We start from the raw sequence: 23,230 nt of genomic DNA on the forward strand, positions 1-23,230 counted from the left end.
TCAACGTATCTTGAGACATTAAGGGGTCATGGATGAAACGCAAGCACTCGGTGCCCTCGGCGCCCTGTCCCAGGAGACCCGCCTGCGGATCGTCCGCATGCTGGTGGCGGCCGGTCCGGACGGCATGGCCGCCGGTTTCATCGGCGAGGACATAGGCGCCACCTCCTCGCGGCTGTCCTTCCACCTCACCCACCTCGAGGCAGCCGGGCTGGTGCGGTCACGCCGGGACGGTCGCTCGATCCGGTACTCGGCAGCCTACGACGCCCTGTCTGGCCTCATTGCCTTCCTGATGCGCGACTGCTGCCAGGGTCATCCGGAGGTCTGCACTCCCGCGCTCTCGGCCTGCACCTGCCCCCCTCTGGAGACCGCGGAATGACCGTTACGATCTTCCACAACCCGGCCTGCGGGACCTCCCGAAACGTCTTGGCCCTCATCCGCGATAGCGGCGAAGAGCCGGAGGTCATCGAGTACCTGAAGACTCCGCCGACCCGGGACGTCCTGGCCGACCTGATCCGGCGCATGGGCGTGCCGATCCGCGCCGCGCTGCGCGAGAAGGGCACGCCCTATGCGGAGTTGGGCCTCAGCGATCCGGCGCTGACCGACGATCAGTTGCTCGACGCGATGCTGGCGCACCCCATCCTGATCAATAGGCCTATCGTGGTGACGCCGCTCGGCGTGCGCCTGTGCAGACCGTCCGAGGCGGTTCTCGGCCTCCTGCCGAACCCGCAGCGGGAGGCCTTCACCAAGGAGGACGGCGAGAAGGTCATCGACGACCAGGGACGCCGCGTGTCTCCCGGGAACAACGCGTGAGCGCGGCCACCAAGGGCGAGGCAGCCATCGAGCGCCGTCGTGCGTCCATGAGCACCTTCGAGCGATACCTCACCGTCTGGGTCGCTCTCTGCATCGTCGCGGGCATCGCGCTCGGCGCCCTGCTGCCCGCACCATTCCGGGCACTCGGCCGCATGGAGGTGGCCCAGGTCAATATTCCGGTCGCCCTGCTGATCTGGACGATGATCGTGCCGATGCTGCTCCGGGTGGACTTCGCTGCTATGGGGCAGGTCGCCCAGCACTGGCGCGGCATCGCCGTCACGGTCGGCATCAACTGGCTGGTGAAGCCCTTCTCCATGGCCCTGCTGGGCTGGCTGTTCATCGGCTGGCTGTTCCGGCCCTGGCTGCCGCCAGGGCAGGTGGACAGCTACATCGCGGGCCTGATCCTGCTCGCCGCGGCGCCCTGCACCGCCATGGTGTTCGTGTGGTCCCGCCTGACGGACGGGGACGCCAACTTCACCCTGTCCCAGGTCGCGCTGAACGACGCGATCATGCTGGTGGCCTTCGCGCCGGTCGTCGGCCTGCTGCTCGGCCTGTCCGCCATCACGGTGCCCTGGGACACCCTGTTCCTCTCGGTCCTGCTCTACATCGTCCTGCCCCTGGCCGTGGCGCAGCTCTGGCGCCGGTCGCTGCTGGTCTCTGGCGGCGAGACATCGCTCCAGGGCACGGTAAGGGCGATCAACCCAGTGTCGCTGGCGGCACTGCTGACCACACTGGTGCTGCTGTTCGGCTACCAGGGCGAGCAAATCCTCGCGCAGCCGCTAGTGATCCTGCTGCTCGCGGTGCCCATCCTGATCCAGGTCTACTTCAACGCCGGGCTGGCCTATCTGCTGAACCGCCAGTGCGGCTCGGCGCACAGCGTCGCCGGTCCCTCCACCCTGATCGGCGCCTCCAACTTCTTTGAGCTGGCCGTCGCGGCGGCCATCGCCCTCTTCGGGTTCGAGAGCGGCGCCGCGCTGGCGACGGTGGTCGGCGTGCTGGTCGAGGTGCCCGTTATGCTCTCGGTGGTCCACATCGTAATGAGGACGAAGGGCTGGTACGAGCGCGCATGAAGGCCACGGAGCCGGTGCAGCGCCGGGGGCGTCACGACGGTCCGAATGACGCAGACCCTCGCACCGGCTGCCCTACACCTGGTCGTGGCCCTGCCATTGAACCGCTTCTTCGCCGCTAAGCTTGTCCACCTCGGGTATCGACCGGCGCCGGAACTCACAGGGCCGCAGAAGGGCTTCGACTGCGCCGCCGGGGCGCTCGCTGCGCACCGCGCTGCAGCGGAGCGCGACCTCCGGGCAATGATCGGCGCCGCGCAAATTTCCCTGGGCCGATTCAGCGTTCGAATTTTCCCATAGTCCACGCCGATGTGCGAGCAGAACGGCGAGGCAGTTCAAGAAGGCTACTCGGGACACCTAAACTTCCAGGCCTCAGGCGCATGTTGGAGGTAGGAAAGAGTGCGGCCAAAAGCCGGGCGGGGAGAGCGGACGGATACTGGGCCGAGGGGCCACGATGGGGCCCGGCCAGCTCTCCCATGGTCGTCCAAGTGCTGAAGGTTGGCACAGCAGCGACCACACCTATGTGGTTGCTATCCGCGGCGTCCCCTGGGCCGCTGGTACATTTCCCAGCCCGGAGAGCCGGCTTGCCCCGCTTCTACTTAGACACCAGCGACGGCGATTTTGATGTAAGGGATATGGCCGGCCACGAAGCATGCGGCCGGGAAGAGGCCCGTTTGCTAGCACTCGCTGCGCTGAAGGATATGGCGGGAAACAGCCTACAAGGCGCTGACCGGCGAGATTTTGTCTGCAACGTCCGGGACGACACTGGCCGACCGATTTTCACGGCCACTTTGTCTCTGATCGCTCGCTGGCTCGACTAAACAGGCCTCCTCGTCGGGACGAGCAACTGCGGCCTGATATCCTTGCCGGCCAACTCAAACCGTGTTCGTGCGGCCGAGTTTAAAATGCAACCAAAACTGAGAGCTGTCTAAAACTGGACAGCAGACGAATGGCACTGTGTAAAGGAGCGGGTCAGAAGGTTCGTCGGGACCCTATATGCCACGACAAGGGCCGAATATTTTGCTCCTCCCGCACACATATGTAGGGTTCGGCAGCCGCTCCCCAGCTGATTGTTGCAAAAGCGACAGCGCTGATGGAGAGGCTCGTGCCAAAAAACGATGCTGACACTCTTTCTCCTGAGTACCTCAAAGAGATTGCGGAAGAGGCACTGGACCGGTTCTTACGGCGTGTCCCGGAACCGGAACGGGCCGCAATGCTTTCCCAAGCGCGTAAGGAGCTCGGCAAGGTCCTCAGTTCGGCACCAATGTCAGCGGAGCCTATCGGTGAGTTCCGAGTTCGGGCGAACCTAGCGGCGGCGTTCCGAGCCAGCCATGCCGACGAGTAGGATTGACGGGGTTCGTCGGCGCGGAGATCTGCTGTCGTGCGACCCCGCACTCGTGTTCGGCATGAACGAGCGCCGCCTTGGGTCACCAAGTCAGACTGACTTGGACCGCGTCATCCATCGTCTTCTGGCGGAGAAGCAAGACGGCCATGTCAGCGAGCTGACAGCGGAGTTGGTCGAGGTTGTCCATCGGGCCGGGAACGACCTCGGGGCGGTCATGACGATGCTGCATTTGCAGTCGAGGGCTGTCGAGGACCCTTCGGCTCGGCTCGCGCTGAATGCCGTTCAAGACCGCGCCATGGCGATGATCCGCGTCAACGCGCGTCTGGATGGTTCAGCGACTGGAGTGACCACCCTGATGACGATCACTGCACCGGCGCTTGTCTCAGGCCTGGTGGAAGATTTTCAGGCTGTCGCGCGAGGCCGGCCGATCGTGTTGGAAGCGGTGCTTGGGCCGTCGTTTCGGATACCCGTCATGCAGGCACGCCCGCTCGGCCTGATTGCCAACGAATGGGTTACGAATGCCTTGGGATTTGCTTTTCCCGACAACAGAGAGGGTACGATCTGCATTGGACTCTCCTGCTGGGAGAATGTTTGCACGCTAACCGTGTCGGATGACGGCGTCGGCCTGAACCCGGCGTCTCCACCGAAGGGCACAGGGATCGGTACCCGGCTCGTGAAGGCGCTCGCTGAGCAGTTGCACGGACGCACGAAGGTCCATCCACGATCCGGCGGCGGCACTGTTTGCAGTGTCACTTTCCGAAGTCCTGATCCGGACTGATCCTGGCTGCGGGGCTTCTGGTGAGGACAGCGCTGAAGACTGGCCACGCCCTGATGCGACCGATCATTGCTGCTGGGCCTGAGCCAGTGCTGATGACGGGCGGTGTACGCAGCCTTCGCATCGTTCGAGCAGAACGCTGCACCGGCTAGGATAGAGCGGACCATCGCCGACGCCCGGCCAAGACAACACTGGCCATGAAGCCAGGCGGCAAAGGGCTGAGGGCGTTGGGCGAGGGCCGAAGGCCAGCGCCGATTGGCCACCCTACTGCCTTTGACGCAGGGTAGATCCCCGGCAAGCAAGAACTTCGGGGTGTCGACGAGTCGGCCACGCCGAGTCGGGAAAGCGGTCTCGTATTGCCAGAGTTCAATGCAGGAGGTCCGAGAAGAGGACGGTGCCAAGGCACTCTGGCCTTGCCGCAGGCCGATCCTTCAGCGTGCACGTAATCCTATTTAAGTGTATTAACCTAGAGCAATATCGCACCCCAAGGTCTCTGTGTAGGCCACCAGCATGGTCAATCGCTTCATTGAAAAGCTGAGCGGGTTCGCCGAACTCACTGGTCCAGAAATCAGTGCGCTCACTGCGGCTACCAGTCAGCCGCAGTCTTACAAGCCCCGCCAGGATCTCATTCGAGAGGGCGATCAGCCGGGTCCCGTGTTCGTTGTCCTTGAGGGCTGGGCGTTCCGCTACAAGGTGCTGCCTAACGGGTCGCGGCAGATCATGGCGTTCCTGCTGCCAGGCGACGCCTGCGACCTCAACATCAGCATGCTCGCCGAAATGGATCATAGTATCCAGACTGTGAGGCACGCGAAGGTTGCCAAGATCAGCCGTGAAACGATGGACGAGCTGATGACGACCCACCGCGGGATCGCTCATGCGATGTATGTGGCGCAACTGGTAGATGAAGGCACGCTGCGGGCGTGGATCGTAAGCCTGGGACGGCGCGGCAGCGTTGAACGCGCAGCCCATCTCCTGCTCGAACTCTATGTCCGCGGCGTTAGGACCGGCAGCATGGGGAGTGATGAGGTGGAACTCCCTCTGTCCCAGGTGATCCTAGCGGACGCACTTGGAATGACCCCAGTGCACATCAATAGGGTCCTTCAGGATCTCCGACGGTCAGGTGCGGTGGAATTGCAGCGCGGCGTCCTGCGCATTCACGATCCTGCAGCCCTGATCCGGATCTCTGGGTTTGATGACAACTACTTGCACCGGCGTCTTCGGCCATACCGTTCGCAGCAAATCTCCTGAAACGTTAACTCTCTATATTGTTTTCTGTGGGATAAGCGTTAACAAGGGCCATCGTCAGCACGGTTGCCCTGGGGCGCTGACGACCGGGGGCAAGAGCCTTCGCCTCGCAGGAGGCAAGACCATGCCGTTGCTATTTATCCATGCTCACGATGCAGAATTCGCCTCCCACGATGAGGGAGCAGAGTATGATCAGCCGGAAACCGCGATGGCAGTAGGAGTGGATGGTGCCATCGCTTTTCTGGCGGGCGAAATTAGCCGGGGCGAACGAAATGCGGCTGTAGAGGTCAGCGTTGAACGCGCGGATGGAACTCAAGTTCTTCGCTCCATCGTCGCCGTATCCGTCTCGCCGTTGCTTCCGATGACCCGGCCCCCAAGCTCCAGCACCTGTTCTTTGTAAGAATAGAGAAATGCCCATTTCGCCAGTGTAGCGTCTGTAATAGGCTTTTCAGCCTCACAGGTGGGCGTATGGCCAGGCAATGACGCTCAACCCGTTAATTAGGCGGTTCAGTCATGCCGTCGAATTTACCGAGGAAGATCGGGCAGAGCTGCAGCGGATTACCTCGAGACCCCGATCGGTCGCGCCTCGGACGAACTTGATCCACGAAGGCGACCGCCCAGAGGTGGTTCGGGTTGTGATGAGTGGGGTTGCCTGCCGTTATCAGAGCCTTCCAGATGGCGGCAGGCAAATCGTGGCGCTCTTACTCCCGGGCGATCTCTGCGACATGCACGTGGCTATCCTTGGCGCAATGGACCACAGCCTTGCGACATTGTCGGCCTGCGAGGTGGTCGAAATCCCTCGATCAACGATCAAGAGGCTGATTGAAACGAATCCCCGCATCACGCATGCCCTCTGGTGGTCCACGCTGGTGGATGAAGCGATCCTCCGGCATTGGCTCGCAAACAAGGGCCGCCGCTTAGCCGATCACCAACTGCTACATCTTTTTCAGGAACTGCTCGTGCGCCTTGAAGCTGTGGGACTGACCGAGGACAACGCCTACACTCTCTCGATTACCCAGGCGGAGTTGAGCGACATCCTTGGGATCTCGGTCGTACACACGCATCGGACAATTCAGTGGATGCGCACGCAGGGTCTGGCGGACTTCCAAGGGGGGCGCGTGAACATCCTCGACCGGGAACGGATGCGTATCCTATCCGACTTCAATCCTGAGTACCTGCACCTAAGCCGTCGGGTCTAATTTTCTGCTTCATTCTGCAGCGTCTCGTCCCGGACCTGCCGCTATCCAGGCACACCGCACGCGGCCGTGGCAGCAGCCTGAACGGGACAACCCTCAATGACGCTGGAGTACAGCCGGAAGCGGCGTTGCTGAAAAATCTGCTGTTGACACGGTATGAGCAAGGCACTGGAGCGGTGTAGCCATCCCTCGAGGAGGCTGGCAGGCGCGCCCAACTCAGCCGACCTAAATCCGGATCGAGGCAAGGAACGAACGCTTGCTGGAATGGCTCGGAAGGAGGCTGTTCGTGTTCACACGCTGCACTTGACCTCGCCTGGCACACACAACCGCTGGTCGCTGGCAGGAGTGACAGGAGTTCGGGTACTTGCGCGCCGCTACCGGCATGGGGGTCATTGTGCAGATTGTCGAGACAAGGACGTTTGGCGCATCGCGACTTCAGATCGCGGAACATAGCCTTACTGGCTGGACCGTTACCATGTTCCCGCCGGACGAGGGCACCCCGGTTGTCTTCCAGTCCGAGCAGGCAGGGGATTTGCAGAAGTTAGTCGAGCAGGCGAAGGCGAAGGCAATCACCTATTTGGCTTCCGCCGACCCCTGAGCCGAGAAGCTGCCCAGCGTGCACGAGTACTGATCCGAAGCTGTTTATGAGCAGCAAGAGCGGTGGTGACAGCACGGGTGCCGTCAACCACTGCTCTCAACGGTGCCGCGTTCGACACTTTTTGGACCTCAGGTGCTTACCCAACACGATGCGCGATGGTCTGCATCATTACTTCGATGACCCGGCGTTTCGAGCTCTCGATGTGCTCCATCATCCGGTCGACGGCCTCATCCGCCCTCCCCTCGTTCAGAGCGTTCAGGAAAGCGAGGTGCTCTCGCATAGCGGGTACCACCTGCATCGGCCGTAGCGTCTCGGCATCGAAGCGGATCAGCCGCACGTGGAGGCTGTTGACGCGGTAGATCTCGGACAGGATCTCATTGCCGATTGCGTCCACCATCAGATCGTGCAGGCCCCAGTCGACAGCCTGTGCATCCTTCTCCAGAGCGCCGTCGGGGTGCGGTGCAAGGGCTCGATCGAGGACTGCCTGGTGGGCTGCGATTTGGGAGTCGATGAGTGCGGGGGTCGCTGTCCGGACGAAGTGTCCGGTCGCCTCGCGCTCGACCATGGCGCGCACCTGCCAAGCATTGCGGATCAGCTTCATGTCGACGTGGGCCACTTGCAGCCCGCGCTTCGGCACGGCCCGGATCAGCCCGGCTGCCTCAAGCCGCGGCACCATCTCACGCACCGCGGCGAGGGACATGCCAAGCAGCTTCATCAACTCCCGCTGGGAGACGAACTGACCGGGCCGAATACGGGCATCGATGATCTGTTGACGGAAGCCCTGATAGGCGAGGCTTCTCTGCGTGGACGGTACCCCTTCGAGGGTGTCGGAGTCGCCTGACATCGCTGATTTGGATCGAACCATCGTCTCACTATACCCCGCCAACGGCCGCGCGGCAGATCATGGAAGGCTTATCCACGAGCAGAACCGGGTTGACATGTCAGTATGCGATCAGTCTAACCTGTGACATGTCAGGGCGGCGATAGAGCCTGCTGCCTGTTCCTGGAGGAAGCCATGGGTCTCGAATTAACGGGCGTCATCCCGCCCCTCGTCACACCCTTCACTGCCGAAGGCGAGATCGATGAGGTGGCATTCCGCAACGTCATTCGCTTCAACCTCGCCAAGGGCGTGCACGGCGTCTGCCCCGGTGGCAGCAGCGGAGAGGGCCATACCCTCACGAATGATGAGTTCCGCCGCATCATGGAGATCACGGCCGAGGAGGTGAACGGCGCCGTCCCGATTGTCGCCGGCATCATCTCCAACAGCACGCGCGACGCAATCAACCGCGCGAGGGCGATCGAGCACTTGTCCGTCGCGGCGCTGCAGGTCACGCCGGTGCACTACCTCTTCAAGCCGGACGAGGCCGCGACGTTCCGCCACTTCAAGGCGCTAACCGAGGCGGTGGGCACGCCCGTGATCATCTACAATGTCGTACCCTGGAACTATCTCACCCCGACCCAGCTGATCCGGCTGATGAACGAGTTGCCCGGCGTGCAGGGCGTCAAGCAGAGCCAGGGCGACCTGAAGCTGATGGCGGATCTGCTGCTCGGCGTGCCTGAGGGCTGCAAGATCTACTCGGCGATCGACGCGCTGCTCTACTCCTCCTTCGCACTCGGCGCGCACGGCACCATTGCGGCGACGCCTGCCGCCATCCCCGGCGTCTGCGTGGCATTGTGGAACACCGTCCAGGCCGGCGACCATGTGAAGGCCTTCGAGATGCACAAGGCCATGCTCGCCTACTGGAACGCCATCGTGGCCGACAACCTGCCGGCCAACATCAAGACCTCTATCACGCTTCAGGGCTGCGACGCCGGCCTGCCGCGGGCGCCCATGCCGGCGACCACCGACGCGCAGCGCGAGCGGATCGAGACGACACTGAAGGCCGTGCTCCGCTACGAGGCACTGGAGACCGTCTGAAGCCTGGCGGTACGGGGTTATTCCCCGTGCCGGCCGCCGATGCGGCCTGCAGCCGCGTGTCCAGGAAGAACCGGAGCCGCAAAACGCAGTCTCCGGGCAAAGAAGAACCGGAGGAACCCATGCCGCTCGATCGCCGCAGATTGCTCACGCTCGGCACTCTCACCGCCTTAGGTGCGGCCGTTCCGTCAGGGCTGCGGGCCCAGGGCTTCCCGAACAGGGCACTCACCCTGGTTGTTCCTTTCGCGCCGGGCGGCAACACCGACCTCGTCGGACGGATCGTCGCCACCTCTCTCAGCAAGGTGCTCGGCCAGTCGGTGGTCGTTGACAACCGCCCCGGTGCGGGAGGAGCCATTGGTGCCGGGCAGGTGGCCCGTAGCGCGCCGGACGGGCACACGCTGCTGCTTGCAGGCGCCGGCGTGATCGTCACCGTTCCGGAAATGACGAGCACGCCCTACACTCGCACGGACTTCGCCCCGCTGAGCCTCGTCAATCGCAGCTCCATGGTGCTGCTTGCCCGCAGCAACGACGGGCGCTTCCGTGACTTCGCTGCCCTTGCGACCTACGCCCGCTCGAGCGAAGGCAAGCTCAACGCTGCCCATTCGGGTCCGGGCACGCCGAACCACCTCGCCCTGATCCAGCTTGAAAACCTTCTCAGCACCAAGTTCACCACCGTCAGCTATCGCGGATCCGGTCCTGCGCTGAGCGACCTGCTCGGCGGTCAGATCGACGTGCACTTCGACCAGGTGACGAGCGCCCTGCCGCATATCCGCTCCGGCGCGCTGCAAGCTCTGGCGGTGCTCGGTCCGGCGAACGATCCTGCCCTGCCGCAGGTGAGGTCGGTGTCGCAGCTTGGTTTTGGTGAGATCGACGGGACGACCTACATCGGCATCCTCGTCCCGGCTCGGACTCCGCAAGAGCTGCGGGATCGGCTCTCGGTCGCGATCCAGCAGGCCGTGCGGGAACCGGAAATGGTTAAAAGCGCGCGGGATCTCGGCAGCGAGGCCTATGCCGGAACTCCGGAGGAGTTCAGTCGCATCCTGGAAGCGGAATATGCCCTTTCCAGCAAGGCCGCACGGGAGGGACGTTTGAAGGCCGATTGAGACTGGGCCCGGGAGCCTCAAGCCGGGTGCCACGTACCGGACTGACGAGTGCATCCAACCGGTGGGCCTGCATCCGTTGGCCAGGACTGGCCCAACCTGCTGCACAGGCTCAAATCATTTGGCCCTTTCACGCGGCCGCGGCGCCCGCCCTACGGCAAGGAGATCACGGACAGCATGAAGAAGGATTGAAACGCACCCGCGTTTCCATTTGCTCAGGGTGGCGCGCGAACATGTTCTTCCTCTCTCGCCACCGCGGCCTCGCTCTGTTTTTGGTCGAAACCACAATCCCCTCCCCCTCCTTGCGGTATGTTGCTAAATCGATTTATCATGTTTGCCGCAAAGTGGCGGGGAGGGTCAGTCCCATGGGCGCAGCTGGTTGGCTTGCTCCAGGTTCTGGCAATTTGTCGGATAGGCGCGTCTTCATTCTTTGGCAGCTCGTCCTTGCGCTGCCCAATACAGGAATGGTCCTCGCCTCCAACGACAAAGGGTCTAGCGCACGCTTCAAGGACTGGACCGGCCTTACACAGGAGACATTGGAAGCGGCCTGGACTGACGAGAAATTCGTGAAAGGCCCGGCTGGCTCTTGGACCAGGGACAAAAAGGAAGCGTGGCGCGGAGTCCTGACTTCCTGTGAGGGTCTGGTGCTTCGAGTCTTTGATAAGATTGAGGCCGCTAAGATGGGAAAGCGCAAAGGCCTAGCTACAGCGTTTAACCTTGCAAACGTTCATCCCAAATCGGGAATGGAGTTGAAGACGCCTGTCGGGTGGAACTGGTACCGCGACAAGGTCGCGACTGTCCGACCGCAGCCGGGCGATCTTTTCCAGGTTGGTGTTCCAACCGGTCCGAAGCAGTGGACCCTCAAGCATGTTGGGCTCATCACGCGGTGGGACGACAACGATGGCTGGCCGATGTGGGAGACCATCGAGGCCGGACAGGGTGGTCCCTCCAGCGGCTATGACTCCATGAGGCGGAAAGAGTACCGTCCGGTTTTTCCGATCGGTAAAGCCGATTCAGGCGCAACGCTCATGGGTTGGCTGGATCTTGATGAACATTTTGGCTGAGACAGCCTTAATAGCACGACGTCAGAGTGAGCCTTAGGATAGGCTGATACGAAGATAGCCCCGGCACTGGCCGCACGATACGGGCGCGCAAACCGTCGGCCAGCGCTACATCGGCTTTGTCATCGTACACCTGAAGCAGGTGACGTGACGCGGCTTCGCCGGACGCTGTTCCGGATTTCGCTTAACACCTCGGCCATGCTGGGAGCACCGGCCAGAGCATGGTGCTGCCTCGGACCCTGGGCGCGGTACGCCGTACACCCTCGCTTTAATAATTCCGCTCGGGAACTCTGGGTAAGCAACGCCACGTCGGCCGGTGCTGGCGAGTGTCGTCCGCCCTAGTTGACGAGTCTGGCTCTGGTGGAAAATCGTCCGAGCGGACCGGCCACAAACCGGCTGCGTTCCACTCGCCGTCACCGGAACAGCGTGACTTCGGTCGGGACACGTATTAGCCCCTGGCGCCCAGACGCAGCGCGGCGGTACAAGCTCCTGTCGGCATCACTCCAACGACGGACAGCGTTGCCTGAGAACGCTTGGGCATAACTTGCGGCCAACTGCCGACTACTCCCGCCAGCGACAGACTTTCCCGAAGATCAGGTGCCGCGGCCCACCCCTGGGACCGTAGGGAACTGCAACCGCTATGTCCTTCTGCTCGCGCGAGAGCATGGTGTGGTGCGGCGCCCGCCACTTAAGCCCGCTAGGCAGGACCGCTATTCGCGATCATGCTCTGGCCTGTTTTGTGATCTCACTGGTTGCAAGGCTGGATGCTGCAGTGTCACAGTGCGGGTGTTCCGTCGCCGTAACACCTTCAAAGGACAGAGAGCATCTTGAAGACGATCCTGACCTGCGCTGTGACCGGTGCGTCACCCATCACGGCGCGGCACAGCGCCGTCCCGATCACTCCGCGGGCGATTGCTGAACAGGCCATCGATGCCGCTAAGGCGGGAGCAGCGATCGTCCATCTTCACGTCCGCGATCCCGAGACGGGCGCTGGCAGCATGGAACTTGGGCTCTACCGAGAGGTCGTGGACCGCATCCGCGGAAGCGACACGGACGTCATCATCAATCTCACGACCGGTCCTGGGGCTGCGTTTTTCCCCGGAACCGAAGACTTCGCCATCGCCGGCCCCGGCACCAATCTCAAGTCAGCGGCTGAAAGGGTACGACACGTCGTCGAGCTGCGGCCGGAGATTTGCACCCTCGATCTCAATGTCATGTGGTTCAACAACCGCGTCCAGATGAACGTCCCGTCCCAGGTGGCGGAAATGGCGCGCGCGATCTACGCCGCGGGAGCGCTGCCGGAACTGGAGGTCTTCGACACCGGCGACATCCACATGGCCAGCGACCTGATGCGCGACGGCATCCTGCAGAGCCCAGCGCTCTTCCAGCTCGTCCTAGGCATACGCTACTCCGCCATCGCGAGCTCGCGCTCGATGATGCACATGCAGTCTCTTCTTCCCGCAGGGTCGCGGTGGGCAGGCTTCGGCATCTCTGCTGCCTCGTACCCGATGCTTGCTCAGGCACTCGTGATGGGCGGCCATGTGAGGGTCGGCCTTGAGGACAATCTCTACTTGGAGAAGGGCGTCCCTGCCCCGCACAACGCTGCCCTCGTTGAAAAAGCTGTTCGAATCATGCGGGAGCTCGGTGCGGAACCCGCGACGCCGAACGAGGCGCGAGCGATCCTGGACCTTCCGACCCGCTCAGCCTGACGCGCGAGCAAGGGTCTGTCGCGCTCTCATGGCGAGCCCTGATCTGATGCGAGACAGAGCGCTGACCGATGCTGCTCATGTCTACGTTCGCGATTCCGCAAGACTGCAAAGCGCGAATTCCCAACAGGGGATTGTCAGCCGTCAAGCTGCGCGCGCTGATCGAGCCACGGCGGCACCGATCGTGTTATCGGCAGAGCCTAGCTGCGACGGCGGTCCGGGGCGTAGCGACCTGCCGTTGGCTCTCGGCCCCAAGCAGCCTTTGCGCGAAGACGTCCCAGTATGACGTTGACGCACGTCTCACCCTGTTATTACGATTTCGACTTCGGTGTGATCACACAGAATTCTGTTCGCAGTCTCGGGGGTATCATGAGCTTCGTTGGCTACCTGACACGGATCGCCCTGTCGGCCCTGGCGCTCGGAGCAGTCGTCGGTCCAACTCCTGCCCAGGCAGGACCAACATTCGACAACGTGCGTCGGAACGGGCACGTCCGGTGCGGTGTCTCGATCGGCGTGGCACACATGTCCATGCCGGACAGTGCGGGGCGGTGGACCGGCTTCGACGCCGACATCTGCCGGGCCGTCGCGGTTGCGGTCTTTGGTGATCCGGAGAAGGTTCGTTTCGTGCCAACGACGGCGCAGAGCCGCTTCACTGCGCTTCAGTCCGGTGAGGTGGACCTCCTCTCACGCACCACGGCTCTCACGCTCGCGCGGGACAGCACGATGGGGCTGACGCAAACGGTCGTTCACTTCTACACGGGCCAGGGCCTCTTGGTGCACCGGAGGACCGGCGTCACGCGCGCGGCGGAGCTTAACGGCGCGACGGTCTGCACCACTCAGGGCAGCGTCAACGAACGGACTTTGGAGGATTGGGCGCGTGCCAAAGGCTTGCGGATGACGCAGATCGCTTTCGACACGCCGTCCAACGTCCTCGCCGCCTTCCTTGCCGGCCGGTGCGACGCAATCACAAACGACATGATCAATCTTGCTGCGAACCGGATCGGAGCGCCGGACCCGGCCTCCCTCGTGCTGCTCCCCGAGGTCGTGTTCAAGGAAATGCACGGTGTCCTTGTTCGTAATGGTGACGCCGAGTGGGCTGCCCTGACCCGGTGGACCGTCTTCGCCCTGATCCAGGCGGAGGAGTTTGGCCTGACCCGGGCCAATGTCGAGGAGACTCGACGGACTACGGCGGACCCGCAGGTCCAGCGATTTCTCGGACGAAATGACAATATCGGCGCGGGCTTCGGCCTTCAGGCCGACTGGGCGTACAATATCGTCCGCCAACTCGGGAATTACGGCGAGGTCTACGACCGCACGGCGGGCAGCGGAGGTCTCGGGATTGATCGCGGCCCCAATCGCCTATGGAATGACGGCGGCCTGCTCATGTCTTGGCTCTGGCAGTAAGGATCGCACCATGCCTCTCGACACGCAGCCGCCCCGCAACTCGGACCTCGACACTGCCTTGGCCGAGGCGCGCGAAGGCTATGCCGCCGCCCGTCCGCGCAGTGCCGCCGCGCACGAACGGGCGCGTGCGGTTATGCCGGGGGGAAACACCCGTGCCGTACTATACTACTCCCCTTTTCCGACCGCGATGGAGCGAGGAGAAGGCTGCACGCTCGAGGACATCGACGGGCACCGTTATCTCGACCTCTGCGGGGAGTACACGGCGGGTCTATTCGGCCATTCCGACCCGAGAATTCTCGCGGCGCTTCGGTCCGCGCTCGATCGGGGACTGAACCTGGCTGGGGTTGGAGAGCGCGAGGCAGTCCTGGCTGCAATTCTCTGCGATCGTTTCCCTTCGCTCGAACGGGTGCGCTTCACGAACTCCGGAACCGAGGCGAACCTTATGGCCGTGTCGGCGGCGCGGGCCCACACGGGTCGGACCCGTCTCCTCGCGATGTTCGGTGGCTATCACGGCGGCTCGCTGAATTTCGCGGGCGGAGGCAGCCCAGTGAATGTGCCGTATCCCGTATCCCTCGCGCCCTACAACGACACCGCGGCAGCACTCGCGATGATCGAGGGGGCGGACGACCTCGCAGCGATCATTCTGGAGCCGATGATGGGGGGTGGCGGGTGCATCCCGGCGAGTCCTGACTTCCTTGCGGCGTTGCGGGACGCGGCCACGGCCAGAGGCATCCCCTTGATCTTCGACGAGGTGATGACAAGCCGCCACAGCGCCGGCGGACTGCAGACGCTGCACGGGATCACGCCGGACATGACCACGCTTGGGAAGTACGTCGCCGGCGGGATGTCCTTCGGGGCGTTCGGCGGCAGGGCGGAGATCATGGGAGCATTCGAGCCAGGCGGCCTCCTGCATTCCGGCACCTTCAACAACAACGTTCTCTCGATGTCTGCGGGCGTTGTCGCCATGGGCGACATCTTCGACGGCGCCGCGGCCGAGGCGTTACGCGCGCGGGGTGACCAGCTGCGGAACCGGCTGAATGCGGTTTGTATGGAGAACGGCGTCGGCATGCAGTTCACCGGAATCGGCAGCATGATGCAGCCGCACTTCCGGATGGGCGAGATCATGCGGCCCTACCTCGCAACGCCGGTGGAGGAAGGATTACGGGAGCTCTTCTTCCTCGACCTCATGGCGCACGGCGTCTACTTGGCCCGGCGCGGCATGTTCGCCCTCAGCCTGCCCATCGGCGATGCGGAATGCGACCGCGCCGTGGGGGCGGTCGAGGAATTCTGCCTGACCCGGAAGTCCGTTCTCGCTGAGGCACCAGGGGCGTGATCGCCCGGGCGCCTTGACGTCCCCAGTACGGGAGGTTCATCCCACCGGGCGCAAGCGGAGTGCCCGGGTGGAGGTTCGATCGGTGAGAGGGGTCGAGGGCCCCGGGGAGACGGGGAGCGGCGCGCCGGTTCAAGAGGACGTCGCGCCAGCCCTCGAGGAGCGAGCCTATAGGGCCATCCGCGACGCGCTGACGAACGGCGTCTACGCTCCGGGAGACCGTCTCTCGATACGAGGCGTCGCGGCCAGCCTGGAGGTAGGCTTCATGCCGGTGAGGGCCGCGCTCCGGCGGCTCGCCGCCGAGAAGGCCCTGGACGTCCTTCCTTCCGGCACCGCCGTCGTCCCGCGCCTGACTCGTGCCGAGTTCCGGGAAATGACCGCGATCCGCGCCGAGCTCGAGCCACTCGCCCTCCGGCTCGCCGCGCCGCGGCTGACCCGGCCCGTGCTCAGCCAGCTCTCCGCGTTCTCGCGGGATCACAAGGCGGCGCGAGATCGGGGCGATCCGGTCGCCGTCGGGCATGCGGATCGCGGCTTTCTCCTATCCCTATACCGCCAGTCGGGTGCGCCGATGCTTTTGGGCTTCATCGAGGCGATCTGGCTCCGCCGGGGACCGCTGTTCTGGGAGGCTCGATGGCAGCTCCTCGGAAGCCGGCTCGGGGACCGGCACGCTGCGATCCTCGCAGAGCTGCGCCGAGGCCAGGTCGACGCCGCCGCGGAGGAGCTTCGCGTCGAGATTGAGTTCGCTGCCAGCTTCCTGCTGGAGCAGTTCCGCTTTGCCGACGATGTGACGAAGGGCCGTACCCTCCGCAAGGTTGCCGTCTCGGGCCGCCAGGACTGAAGGCGGGAGAACTGGGCGCGAGCGGCCATCGCAGGCTCAGTCTGCTGGGCAGCGTGAGCACCCTGCAGCGCCCCTCAATCTCGCTGATTGCTTGGTGACCCGGCGGTTACGCTGCCCGCCGGTCGAGCCAGTCCCGGAACCGGTACCAGTTCCCGACCACGGGTAGTACCCAGGGGTTGCCCGAGTAAAAGGGGCGTGTCGGGAAATCCCGCCCGTCGAAGACGGGCACGCGATTGCTCTTGCCGAGGAGCTTCTTTCCGACCTCCGCCCCGAGATAGGACAACATTGCCACCCCCGCGCCGTTGCAGGCCATCGCGTAGTGCAGCCCCTTGGGCGTGATCCCCATGTGCGGAAGATAATCGAAAGCGAAGGCGACGTTGCCGGTCCAGGCATGGGTGACGCGCACGCCCTTCAGCTGTGGCCAGCGCGCGAGCATCATGCCGTGCAGGATCGGCGCCGACACCTCGGGCGTCACCTGCGTGAAGCGCGCCCGGCCGCCGAACAGGACGCGTCGGTTGTCGTGAGAGAGTCGGTAGTAGGAGAGGATGCGGCGACTATCGGCCAAGGTTCGCTGCTTTGGGATCAGGCTGCGGGCCAACTCCGGATCCAACTCCTCCGTCGCGATGATGTGGGATGCGACAGGGATGAGGCGGCGCCGGAGATCGGGCGTCAGTCCCCCGGTGTAGCCGTTGGTCGCGATCACCACCTCGCGTGCCTCGATCGGCCCGCGGGAGGTCTCGACCCGCCATCCATCGGCGATGCGGGCAAGGCTGCCGGCCCGTGTGCTGCCGAGCAGGGTGGCACCATGACGCTGCGCAGCCGCCATCAGCCCCCGGTGGTACAGGCCGGGATGAATCTTGCCGGTCCGCTCTACCACCATCCCACCGTGGTAGTAGTCCGAAGCGATCTCCTCGCGCTGGCGCTCCCGGGGCAGCATGGAGGCGCCAGCATCGGCGTAGCGGTTGAGAGTCTCGACCTTCGCGGCCATTCCTTCGTAGTGCTTCGGCGTCCAGGCACCGACGAAGCGGCCAGTGCGCTCGTAGTGGCACTCGATCCTCTCGCGGGCGATGAGAGCCTCGATGTGCGACAGGCCTTCGGAGGCGTCGCCCATGATGGCGCGGAGCCAATCCTGCATCTCGGCAGGATTTTGCCTCCCCTTGGCGCCGGACAGGCCCTTGCCGACGTTGTTGCCACCGGATACGCCGCCGCCGTTGCGGGTGGAGGCGCCGAAGCCCAGCGGTTCGGCATCCAGCACAACCGCTCGCGCGCCGCCGCGCCCCAGTTCGATCGCGCAGTTCAGGCCTGTCAGGCCACCGCCAACGATCACGACGTCCGCGCGCGCGGGCAGGTCCGCCGGCGGGTCGTCGCCCCCCATGGAGATGGCGTCCCACCAAAAGGGCTGGGCTTTGAAGTCCGGGTGGAGGATGGAGGGATCCATGGCGTCCTCAGCGGGTCACGGTCGTGGTCAGCACGCCACGCCCGAACAGGCTGGCCAGGCCCAGGCAAAGGCCGACCAGCAGGATCTGGAGGACCGACACGGCCGCGATGGTCGGGTCGATCTCCATCATGATGTTGTCGAACATCTTCTTCGGCAGCGTCATCTCCGCGCCCGAAAGGAACATCGCGATCACCAGCTCGTCGAAGGAGCTGATGAACGCGAGGAAGGCGGCGGTGACGAGGCTGGGCCGGAGCTGAGGCAGGGTCACGCGCCAGACGATGGCGGGCCAGGAGGCCCCGAGCCCCGCCGCCGCCTGCTCCTGCGCCGCATCGAACCCGCGTAGTCCCGCGCCGACGAGGATCACCACGAAGGGTAGGGCCAGGACGCTGTGCGCCACCGCCACCCCGTACCACTCCCCGATCAGCTGCAGGTGGGAGAAGACGCCGTAGAGCGCGATGGAGAGCACGATGGTCGGCACGATGATGGGAGCTGCCGAGATTCGGTCCAGCACCCGAATCCCGGGCAGGCGTGAGCGGACGAGGAAGAACGTCAATGGCACGCCCAGCCCCATGGCCACGGTCGTGCAGAGTGCGGCTACCTTGACGCTGCGAAGGGTGGCATCGATCCAGCTCGGGTCGTCCAGGTAACGCACGTACCACTGCAGGGAGTAGCCCGGCGGCGGGAACTGGAGGTAGCTTGCCGAGGAGAACGAGATCGGGAAGACCACCAGGATCGGTAGCAGCAGGAAGGCAAAGACCAGCCCGACGACGAGACCGAGCAGGATACGCCCGAGGGGGATGACCTTACGCCTTCTCAAGGCGGCCTCCGCGGATGATGCGGCCGATGATCCCGTAAATCACCAGGGTGACGAGCAGCAGCACGGTGGAGAGCGCGGCGGCGAAGGGCCAGTCGAGGAACTCCCTCACCTGCTGCTCTATGAGCATAGAGATCATGATCACACGCCCACCGCCGAGGAGCGCGGGCGTGATAAAGAATCCCAGGGAGAGAACGAACACCAGCGCGCAACCGGCCGAGACCCCGACGAGGGAGAGCGGGAGGGTGATCCGCACGAAAGCGCGCCAGGCCGGGGCGCCCAGCCCTTCCGCTGCGCGAGATAAGTCGGGGTCCACCCGAAGCAGCGCGGCATAGATCGGAAAGACCATGTAGGGCAGGAGGACGTGGACCATGCCGATGAGCACGCCGGCCATGTTGTGCAGCAACAGCAGGGGCGCCTCGATAAGCCCCCAGTCTCGCAGCGCTCGATTTACCACGCCATTGCGCCCCAACAGGACAAGCCAGGCATAGGTGCGGACCAGCACACTGGTCCAGAAGGGCAGCATCAGCGCGAAAAGCCCGAGTGCCGCGCCGATCCGTCCGGCGCGCGACAGCCAGAGGGCCACGGGATAGGCCAGGAGCAAGCAGATCACAGTGACTGCCGCCGCCACCTTCAGGCTGTCGGCGAGCACCGACACGTAGAGCCCGTCCAGCGCCGCCTTTTCAAAGTAGGCCAGGTTACCGCCGTCGACCGACAGGGAGAGAAGCCGCAGCACCGGCCACGCGAAGACGGTTCCGAGCAGCAGCAGGGCGGGCAGGCCGAGCGCCAGCAGGGCAAGTTCCCGTCGCCGGTAGAATGCGCGGCGGCTAGACCCGGGGGACGACATGCACGTCCTCCGGCGAGAAGCCCACGGTTAGCCATTCGCCTTCTGCGGCCGGCGGCGGGGTGGAGGGGCGGAGGGGAACCCGCGCCAAGACCTCAGGCCCTTCCTCTATCCTCACCCGCACCTTCGCGGAGAGGCCAAGGAAGATCGTCTCGACCACCCGTCCGCGTCCGCGGCAGGGTACACCTTCGGCCGCCTCCGCCAGGCGCAGTGCCTCCGGACGCAGCAGCAGCGTAACCGGACCTGGTGGCTGATCCTGCAGTGGAATGGGGCTGAAGCCGTTCACGCGTGCCGCACTGCTGGTGACGGATCCGTCAAGCAGGTTTGATTCGCCCACAAAGTCCGCCACGAAGCGCGTCGACGGCCGGGCGTAAACCTCGGATGGCGCGCCGACCTGCTCGATCCGCCCGCGATCCATGACGGCGATGCGGTCGGACATGATCAGTGCCTCCTCCTGGTCGTGGGTGATGAACAAGGTTGTGAGCCGCAGGCGCCGTTGCAGCCGCCGCACCTCCAGCTGCAACCCTTCGCGCAGCTTCCGGTCGAGCGCGCCGAAGGGCTCGTCCAGCAGCAGCAGCCCTGGTCCGAATACCACCGCCCGCGCCAGGGCAACGCGCTGCTGCTGGCCGCCGGAAAGCTGGCGTGGCAAGCGCTCCCCGTAACCCTGCAACTCCACCAGTTGCAACGCTTCCTCCACCCGGCGGCGGATCTCGTCACGCTTCTCGCCGCGCATCTCCAGCGGAAACGCCACGTTCGCCGCCACCGTCATGTGGGGGAACAGGGCGTAGTTCTGGAACACCATTCCCACGTCGCGCTTTCGCGGCGGTGTAAGGGTGATGTCCTTCCCGCCCAGCAGCACGGCCCCCTCGTCAGGGATCTCGAAGCCGGCTACGGTCTTTAGCAACGTCGTCTTGCCGGAGCCGGACGGTCCGAGGATCGTCAGGAACTCCCCCTCGGCGACGTTCAGGTCGATGCCGTCGAGCGCCGCTACCGCTCCAAAGCGACGGACGATTCCCTTGACCGAGAGTTCCACCTGCCGCGCTCCTCAGCGCTGCAGCATCCAGCGGTTCCAGCGTTCCTGGGCCTTCGCGGCGTTCTCGGTCCACCAGTTCACGTCGAGCCAGAACTGCTTGGCCAGGTTCTCGGGCGCGGCCGGCAGCATCGGGCGGATCTCCTCAGGTACGAAGTTTACCGTTTCCGGGTTGAGACCGGCATAGGACAGCTCTGTCGCGTAGACCGCCTGCAAGCGGGGGTTGGTCATCACCTGCAGGAATTGCTGGCCCCAATAGGCCTGCCGCGTGCCACGCGGGATGCCGAAGGCGCCGCTCTTAAGGCTCCCTCCCGCAAATTCAGTGGCGATGGGAGCGTTGCGTCGGGTTAGCTCAAAGAAGCGGCCATTCCAGCCGGTCGCGAGCACCACCTCCTTATCCACCAGCAACTGGGCGGGCTGCGCGCCGGTGCTCCACCATACCGTGATGTGCGGCCGGATCTGGTCAAGCTTGCGGAAGGCGCGGTCCATGTCGAGCGGGTAGAGCTTGTCCATGGGTACGCCGTCGGCCAGCAGCGCAAATTCGAGGTTGTCGGTGGGGTGGTTCCGCAGGGAGCGCGCGCCGGGGAAGCGCCGCACGTCCCAGAACTCCGCCCAGCCTTTTGGATGGCTGTTGTTCGGGAAGACGTCCGTGCGGTAGCCGAGGGCAGTCGAATATGCGGAGGAGAGGAAGACGTGGGAGTCGCGCGCCATCTCCGGAAACATCGTGCGGTTCACAATCGTGCTGTCGATCGGTTCGAGCAGGTTCAGTTCCTTAGCGCGGAAGGCGTCCTGTCCGCCGATCTCTGTTACCGTCCACTCGGGGTTGCCGGCATTCACCATGGCCCGGAGCTTGCCGAAGTCTACGGGTGAGGTATCGACGACCCGGATGCCGTGCAGCCGCTCGAATTCGGCGAAGTAGCTACGCCGAAAGATGTTGTTCATCGCGCCGCCGGACGCGTTGACCACGATGCGATCGGGCTTCGGCGGGGTGGCGCCCTGTGCAAATGCGGGGAGCGAGAGGGATGCAGCCGTTAGGCCTCCGGCCATCTGCAGGATACCGCGGCGTGTCGGGTCAAGGATCATGTCGTACCTCTCCTGTCTCTCAAGTGGCCTGGACGCCCTGCGCCGCCGAAGGCGGCCGGCTGCACGCGAAGCACTCTCAGGCCGCACCGGCGTGACGATCCGACGGGGCCTCTGCGACCGGCTGACTAGAAGACGACGGCATCTACGGCACGCCCCAGCCGCTCGACGATCCGGTCGATGTCGTCTGCGGCGGCGATGTAGGGAGGGGAGATGATGACATGATCGCCTACCCTGCCGTCGATCGTCCCGCCCATTGGGTAGATCGCAACACCCTCTTTCAGGGCCGCGGCTTTCACCCTGTCGTTGAGTTGCAGCGCGGGATCGAAGCTGCGGCGGGTCGCCCGGTCCTCGACAAACTCCAACGCCCAGAAGAGCCCGCGGCCGCGGATATCGCCGACCCTCGCGTGATTGCCGAACCGATCTTGCAGCGCCGCCTCAAGCCGCGCGCCCATCGCGTTGACGTTGGCCAGCAGCCCGTCGGCCGCGATAATGTGCTGCACAGCAAGGGCGGCCGCGCAGGCAACGGGGTGGGCCTGATAGGTGTGGCCGTGCTTGTAGGCACCCGAGCCAGCAGCCAGGGCCTGTACCACCCGCTCCGCGACGAGGATGCCACCGATGGGCTGGTAGCCCCCGCCCAGCCCTTTCGCGATGGTCTGGATGTCCGGTGCGACTTCCTCCTGCTCCCAGGCGTGAAGCGTGCCAGTACGGCCCATGCCGCACATTACCTCGTCCAGGATCAGCAACGCGCCGTATCGGTCGCAGACCGCTCGCATCGCCGGGAAATAGCCTGGTAGCGCGGTAACGCAGCCTGTGGTGGCCCCTACCACCGTCTCTGCGACGAAGGCGACTACTGTGTCTGGACCAAGGCGGGCGAACTCCGCATCCAATTCGTCCGCAAGCCTCGTCACGTACTCGGCGTCGCTCTCGGCTTCGCCCTGCTCACGGTAAGGAAAGCAGGGAGAGACGTGGCTGAAGCAGTCGGCCAGAATCGGGGTGTAGGGCTCGCGGCGCGCCATGTTGCCGCCCAGGCCCAAGGCGCCGAGCGTGTTCCCGTGATAGCTCTGTCGCCGGGCGATGTAGCGCTGACGGCGTGGTTGGCCGATTTCGAGAAAGTACTGTCGCGCGAGTTTGAGAGCCGCCTCCATCGCCTCGGATCCTGAGGAGACGAAATAGGCGTGGCTCAATCCGCCAGGCCTGTCGCCCACCAGCAGTTCCGCAAGCTCCTCAGCCGCCTCGCAAGTGAAGAAGACTGTATGAGCATAGGCCAGTTCTCGCGCCTGTTGGGTGATGGCTGCGACCACCCGCTCGTCGCCGTGGCCGATGCAGGCGACAGCCGCTCCGCCCGAGGCGTCGATGATCTCGCGCCCGTCAGCCCCGGTCAGCAGCAACCCACGCCCTGAGCGGGCGACCATCGGGTCCTTGCGCAAGTTGCGGTGCAGGATGTGGCTCATGATGTAGCCTCCGGGACGGCGAAGCGGGTCACAACGCTGCTTGAGTGCTGAGTTGGTAGTCGTCGACGCCGTTCCGCTGCACGCCTCCGCAGCATGCGAACGAGCCGGCGAAGGAAGGTGACACCCCCTCCCCCGTTTCCAGGCGGACGATTGCTGCACCAGCTCGGCCCCGGCCTCGCGGTA

General features: G+C 64.3%; 24 protein-coding genes. 17 read left to right on the forward strand and 7 right to left on the reverse strand.

Annotated features, from left to right (window positions below):
- Window positions 1-28: 28 nt before the first annotated feature.
- The 10 genes from ACVBD7_RS22880 to ACVBD7_RS22925 all read left to right on the forward strand — a co-directional run bounded on the left by ACVBD7_RS22880 (window position 29) and on the right by ACVBD7_RS22925 (window position 7,033).
- Window positions 29-376 carry an ArsR/SmtB family transcription factor gene (locus ACVBD7_RS22880; protein WP_458097833.1) on the forward strand — a complete coding sequence of 116 codons (348 nt, stop codon included), beginning with the start codon at window positions 29-31 and terminating at the stop codon, window positions 374-376.
- Complete coding sequence (arsC, locus tag ACVBD7_RS22885; protein ID WP_458097834.1) at window positions 373-810, forward strand: arsenate reductase (glutaredoxin); 438 nt, start codon at window positions 373-375, stop codon at window positions 808-810. Before ACVBD7_RS22880 ends, arsC begins: the two co-directional genes overlap by 4 nt.
- A 47-nt stretch (window positions 811-857) precedes the next feature.
- On the forward strand, window positions 858-1,880 hold the full coding sequence (gene arsB, locus ACVBD7_RS22890) for an ACR3 family arsenite efflux transporter (protein WP_458098354.1): 1,023 nt from the start codon (window positions 858-860) through the stop codon (window positions 1,878-1,880).
- Between the two features lie 45 nt (window positions 1,881-1,925).
- Window positions 1,926-2,174: a hypothetical protein gene (locus ACVBD7_RS22895; RefSeq protein WP_458097835.1), complete on the forward strand. Its 249-nt coding sequence runs from the start codon at window positions 1,926-1,928 to the stop codon at window positions 2,172-2,174.
- A gap of 221 nt (window positions 2,175-2,395) precedes the next feature.
- A complete protein-coding gene (locus tag ACVBD7_RS22900; RefSeq protein WP_458098355.1) occupies window positions 2,396-2,695 on the forward strand; it encodes a DUF6894 family protein in 300 nt (99 codons plus the stop codon).
- Window positions 2,696-3,319: 624 nt separating this feature from the next.
- On the forward strand, window positions 3,320-3,997 hold the full coding sequence (locus ACVBD7_RS22905; RefSeq protein ID WP_458097836.1) for a sensor histidine kinase: 678 nt from the start codon (window positions 3,320-3,322) through the stop codon (window positions 3,995-3,997).
- A 507-nt stretch (window positions 3,998-4,504) separates the two neighbouring features.
- On the forward strand, window positions 4,505-5,242 hold the full coding sequence (locus ACVBD7_RS22910) for a Crp/Fnr family transcriptional regulator (protein ID WP_458097837.1): 738 nt from the start codon (window positions 4,505-4,507) through the stop codon (window positions 5,240-5,242).
- A gap of 121 nt (window positions 5,243-5,363) precedes the next feature.
- Entirely contained in the window at window positions 5,364-5,639 is a 276-nt protein-coding gene (locus ACVBD7_RS22915) for a DUF6894 family protein (protein WP_458097838.1), read from the forward strand.
- Between the two features lie 79 nt (window positions 5,640-5,718).
- The gene (locus tag ACVBD7_RS22920; RefSeq protein ID WP_458097839.1) at window positions 5,719-6,438 is read left to right on the forward strand and encodes a Crp/Fnr family transcriptional regulator; all 720 of its coding nucleotides are present in this window, start codon (window positions 5,719-5,721) and stop codon (window positions 6,436-6,438) included.
- Window positions 6,439-6,799: 361 nt separating this feature from the next.
- Entirely contained in the window at window positions 6,800-7,033 is a 234-nt protein-coding gene (locus ACVBD7_RS22925) for a hypothetical protein (RefSeq protein WP_458097840.1), read from the forward strand.
- A gap of 136 nt (window positions 7,034-7,169) precedes the next feature.
- On the opposite strand, the gene ACVBD7_RS22930 is transcribed toward ACVBD7_RS22925, so the two are convergent.
- On the reverse strand, window positions 7,170-7,877 hold the full coding sequence (locus ACVBD7_RS22930) for a GntR family transcriptional regulator (RefSeq protein ID WP_458097841.1): 708 nt from the start codon (window positions 7,875-7,877) through the stop codon (window positions 7,170-7,172).
- A 171-nt stretch (window positions 7,878-8,048) separates the two neighbouring features.
- Between ACVBD7_RS22930 and ACVBD7_RS22935 the strand changes: the two genes are divergently transcribed.
- From ACVBD7_RS22935 to ACVBD7_RS22965, 7 genes are all read left to right on the forward strand, one after another.
- Window positions 8,049-8,951 carry a dihydrodipicolinate synthase family protein gene (locus ACVBD7_RS22935; protein ID WP_458097842.1) on the forward strand — a complete coding sequence of 301 codons (903 nt, stop codon included), beginning with the start codon at window positions 8,049-8,051 and terminating at the stop codon, window positions 8,949-8,951.
- Window positions 8,952-9,070: 119 nt separating this feature from the next.
- Complete coding sequence (locus ACVBD7_RS22940; protein ID WP_458097843.1) at window positions 9,071-10,051, forward strand: Bug family tripartite tricarboxylate transporter substrate binding protein; 981 nt, start codon at window positions 9,071-9,073, stop codon at window positions 10,049-10,051.
- 185 nt (window positions 10,052-10,236) lie between these two features.
- Window positions 10,237-11,112 carry a hypothetical protein gene (locus ACVBD7_RS22945; protein ID WP_458097844.1) on the forward strand — a complete coding sequence of 292 codons (876 nt, stop codon included), beginning with the start codon at window positions 10,237-10,239 and terminating at the stop codon, window positions 11,110-11,112.
- 824 nt (window positions 11,113-11,936) lie between these two features.
- Window positions 11,937-12,818, forward strand: a complete 882-nt coding sequence (locus ACVBD7_RS22950; protein ID WP_458097845.1) for a 3-keto-5-aminohexanoate cleavage protein — start codon at window positions 11,937-11,939, stop codon at window positions 12,816-12,818.
- A gap of 279 nt (window positions 12,819-13,097) precedes the next feature.
- Window positions 13,098-14,219 carry an amino acid ABC transporter substrate-binding protein gene (locus tag ACVBD7_RS22955; RefSeq protein WP_458097846.1) on the forward strand — a complete coding sequence of 374 codons (1,122 nt, stop codon included), beginning with the start codon at window positions 13,098-13,100 and terminating at the stop codon, window positions 14,217-14,219.
- 10 nt (window positions 14,220-14,229) lie between these two features.
- Window positions 14,230-15,552, forward strand: coding sequence for an aspartate aminotransferase family protein (locus ACVBD7_RS22960; RefSeq protein WP_458098356.1), 1,323 nt, complete (start codon window positions 14,230-14,232; stop codon window positions 15,550-15,552).
- Between the two features lie 82 nt (window positions 15,553-15,634).
- Window positions 15,635-16,387, forward strand: a complete 753-nt coding sequence (locus tag ACVBD7_RS22965) for a GntR family transcriptional regulator (RefSeq protein ID WP_458097847.1) — start codon at window positions 15,635-15,637, stop codon at window positions 16,385-16,387.
- A gap of 106 nt (window positions 16,388-16,493) precedes the next feature.
- Here the strand turns inward: ACVBD7_RS22965 and ACVBD7_RS22970 are convergent, their stop codons facing one another.
- From ACVBD7_RS22970 to ACVBD7_RS22995, 6 genes are all read right to left on the reverse strand, one after another.
- Window positions 16,494-17,825, reverse strand: a complete 1,332-nt coding sequence (locus ACVBD7_RS22970; protein ID WP_458097848.1) for an NAD(P)/FAD-dependent oxidoreductase — start codon at window positions 17,823-17,825, stop codon at window positions 16,494-16,496.
- 7 nt (window positions 17,826-17,832) lie between these two features.
- Entirely contained in the window at window positions 17,833-18,642 is an 810-nt protein-coding gene (locus ACVBD7_RS22975; protein ID WP_458097849.1) for an ABC transporter permease, read from the reverse strand.
- On the reverse strand, window positions 18,629-19,486 hold the full coding sequence (locus ACVBD7_RS22980; protein ID WP_458097850.1) for an ABC transporter permease: 858 nt from the start codon (window positions 19,484-19,486) through the stop codon (window positions 18,629-18,631). The genes ACVBD7_RS22975 and ACVBD7_RS22980 overlap by 14 nt, the downstream gene beginning before the upstream one ends.
- Window positions 19,467-20,516: an ABC transporter ATP-binding protein gene (locus ACVBD7_RS22985; RefSeq protein ID WP_458097851.1), complete on the reverse strand. Its 1,050-nt coding sequence runs from the start codon at window positions 20,514-20,516 to the stop codon at window positions 19,467-19,469. Before ACVBD7_RS22985 ends, ACVBD7_RS22980 begins: the two co-directional genes overlap by 20 nt.
- Window positions 20,517-20,528: 12 nt before the next feature.
- Window positions 20,529-21,596 carry an ABC transporter substrate-binding protein gene (locus tag ACVBD7_RS22990; protein ID WP_458097852.1) on the reverse strand — a complete coding sequence of 356 codons (1,068 nt, stop codon included), beginning with the start codon at window positions 21,594-21,596 and terminating at the stop codon, window positions 20,529-20,531.
- 125 nt (window positions 21,597-21,721) lie between these two features.
- Window positions 21,722-23,047, reverse strand: a complete 1,326-nt coding sequence (locus ACVBD7_RS22995) for an aspartate aminotransferase family protein (protein WP_458097853.1) — start codon at window positions 23,045-23,047, stop codon at window positions 21,722-21,724.
- Window positions 23,048-23,230 lie beyond the last annotated feature (183 nt).

This window comes from Roseomonas sp. WA12 (assembly GCF_054165765.1).

Bases quoted from the DNA above. Each gene is read 5' to 3' on its own strand.
- ACVBD7_RS22930 (WP_458097841.1), bottom strand. From the start codon at position 7,877: ATGTCAGGCGACTCCGACACCCTCGAAGGGGTACCGTCCACGCAGAGA.
- ACVBD7_RS22970 (WP_458097848.1), bottom strand. From the start codon at position 17,825: ATGGATCCCTCCATCCTCCACCCGGACTTCAAAGCCCAGCCCTTTTGG.
- ACVBD7_RS22995 (WP_458097853.1), bottom strand. From the start codon at position 23,047: ATGAGCCACATCCTGCACCGCAACTTGCGCAAGGACCCGATGGTCGCC.
- ACVBD7_RS22920 (WP_458097839.1), top strand. From the start codon at position 5,719: ATGACGCTCAACCCGTTAATTAGGCGGTTCAGTCATGCCGTCGAATTT.
- ACVBD7_RS22935 (WP_458097842.1), top strand. From the start codon at position 8,049: ATGGGTCTCGAATTAACGGGCGTCATCCCGCCCCTCGTCACACCCTTC.
- arsB (WP_458098354.1), top strand. From the start codon at position 858: ATGAGCACCTTCGAGCGATACCTCACCGTCTGGGTCGCTCTCTGCATC.
- ACVBD7_RS22940 (WP_458097843.1), top strand. From the start codon at position 9,071: ATGCCGCTCGATCGCCGCAGATTGCTCACGCTCGGCACTCTCACCGCC.
- ACVBD7_RS22990 (WP_458097852.1), bottom strand. From the start codon at position 21,596: ATGATCCTTGACCCGACACGCCGCGGTATCCTGCAGATGGCCGGAGGC.
- ACVBD7_RS22910 (WP_458097837.1), top strand. From the start codon at position 4,505: ATGGTCAATCGCTTCATTGAAAAGCTGAGCGGGTTCGCCGAACTCACT.
- ACVBD7_RS22880 (WP_458097833.1), top strand. From the start codon at position 29: ATGGATGAAACGCAAGCACTCGGTGCCCTCGGCGCCCTGTCCCAGGAG.
- ACVBD7_RS22980 (WP_458097850.1), bottom strand. From the start codon at position 19,486: ATGTCGTCCCCCGGGTCTAGCCGCCGCGCATTCTACCGGCGACGGGAA.
- ACVBD7_RS22895 (WP_458097835.1), top strand. From the start codon at position 1,926: ATGACGCAGACCCTCGCACCGGCTGCCCTACACCTGGTCGTGGCCCTG.
- arsC (WP_458097834.1), top strand. From the start codon at position 373: ATGACCGTTACGATCTTCCACAACCCGGCCTGCGGGACCTCCCGAAAC.
- ACVBD7_RS22900 (WP_458098355.1), top strand. From the start codon at position 2,396: ATGTGGTTGCTATCCGCGGCGTCCCCTGGGCCGCTGGTACATTTCCCA.
- ACVBD7_RS22955 (WP_458097846.1), top strand. From the start codon at position 13,098: ATGACGTTGACGCACGTCTCACCCTGTTATTACGATTTCGACTTCGGT.
- ACVBD7_RS22960 (WP_458098356.1), top strand. From the start codon at position 14,230: ATGCCTCTCGACACGCAGCCGCCCCGCAACTCGGACCTCGACACTGCC.
- ACVBD7_RS22915 (WP_458097838.1), top strand. From the start codon at position 5,364: ATGCCGTTGCTATTTATCCATGCTCACGATGCAGAATTCGCCTCCCAC.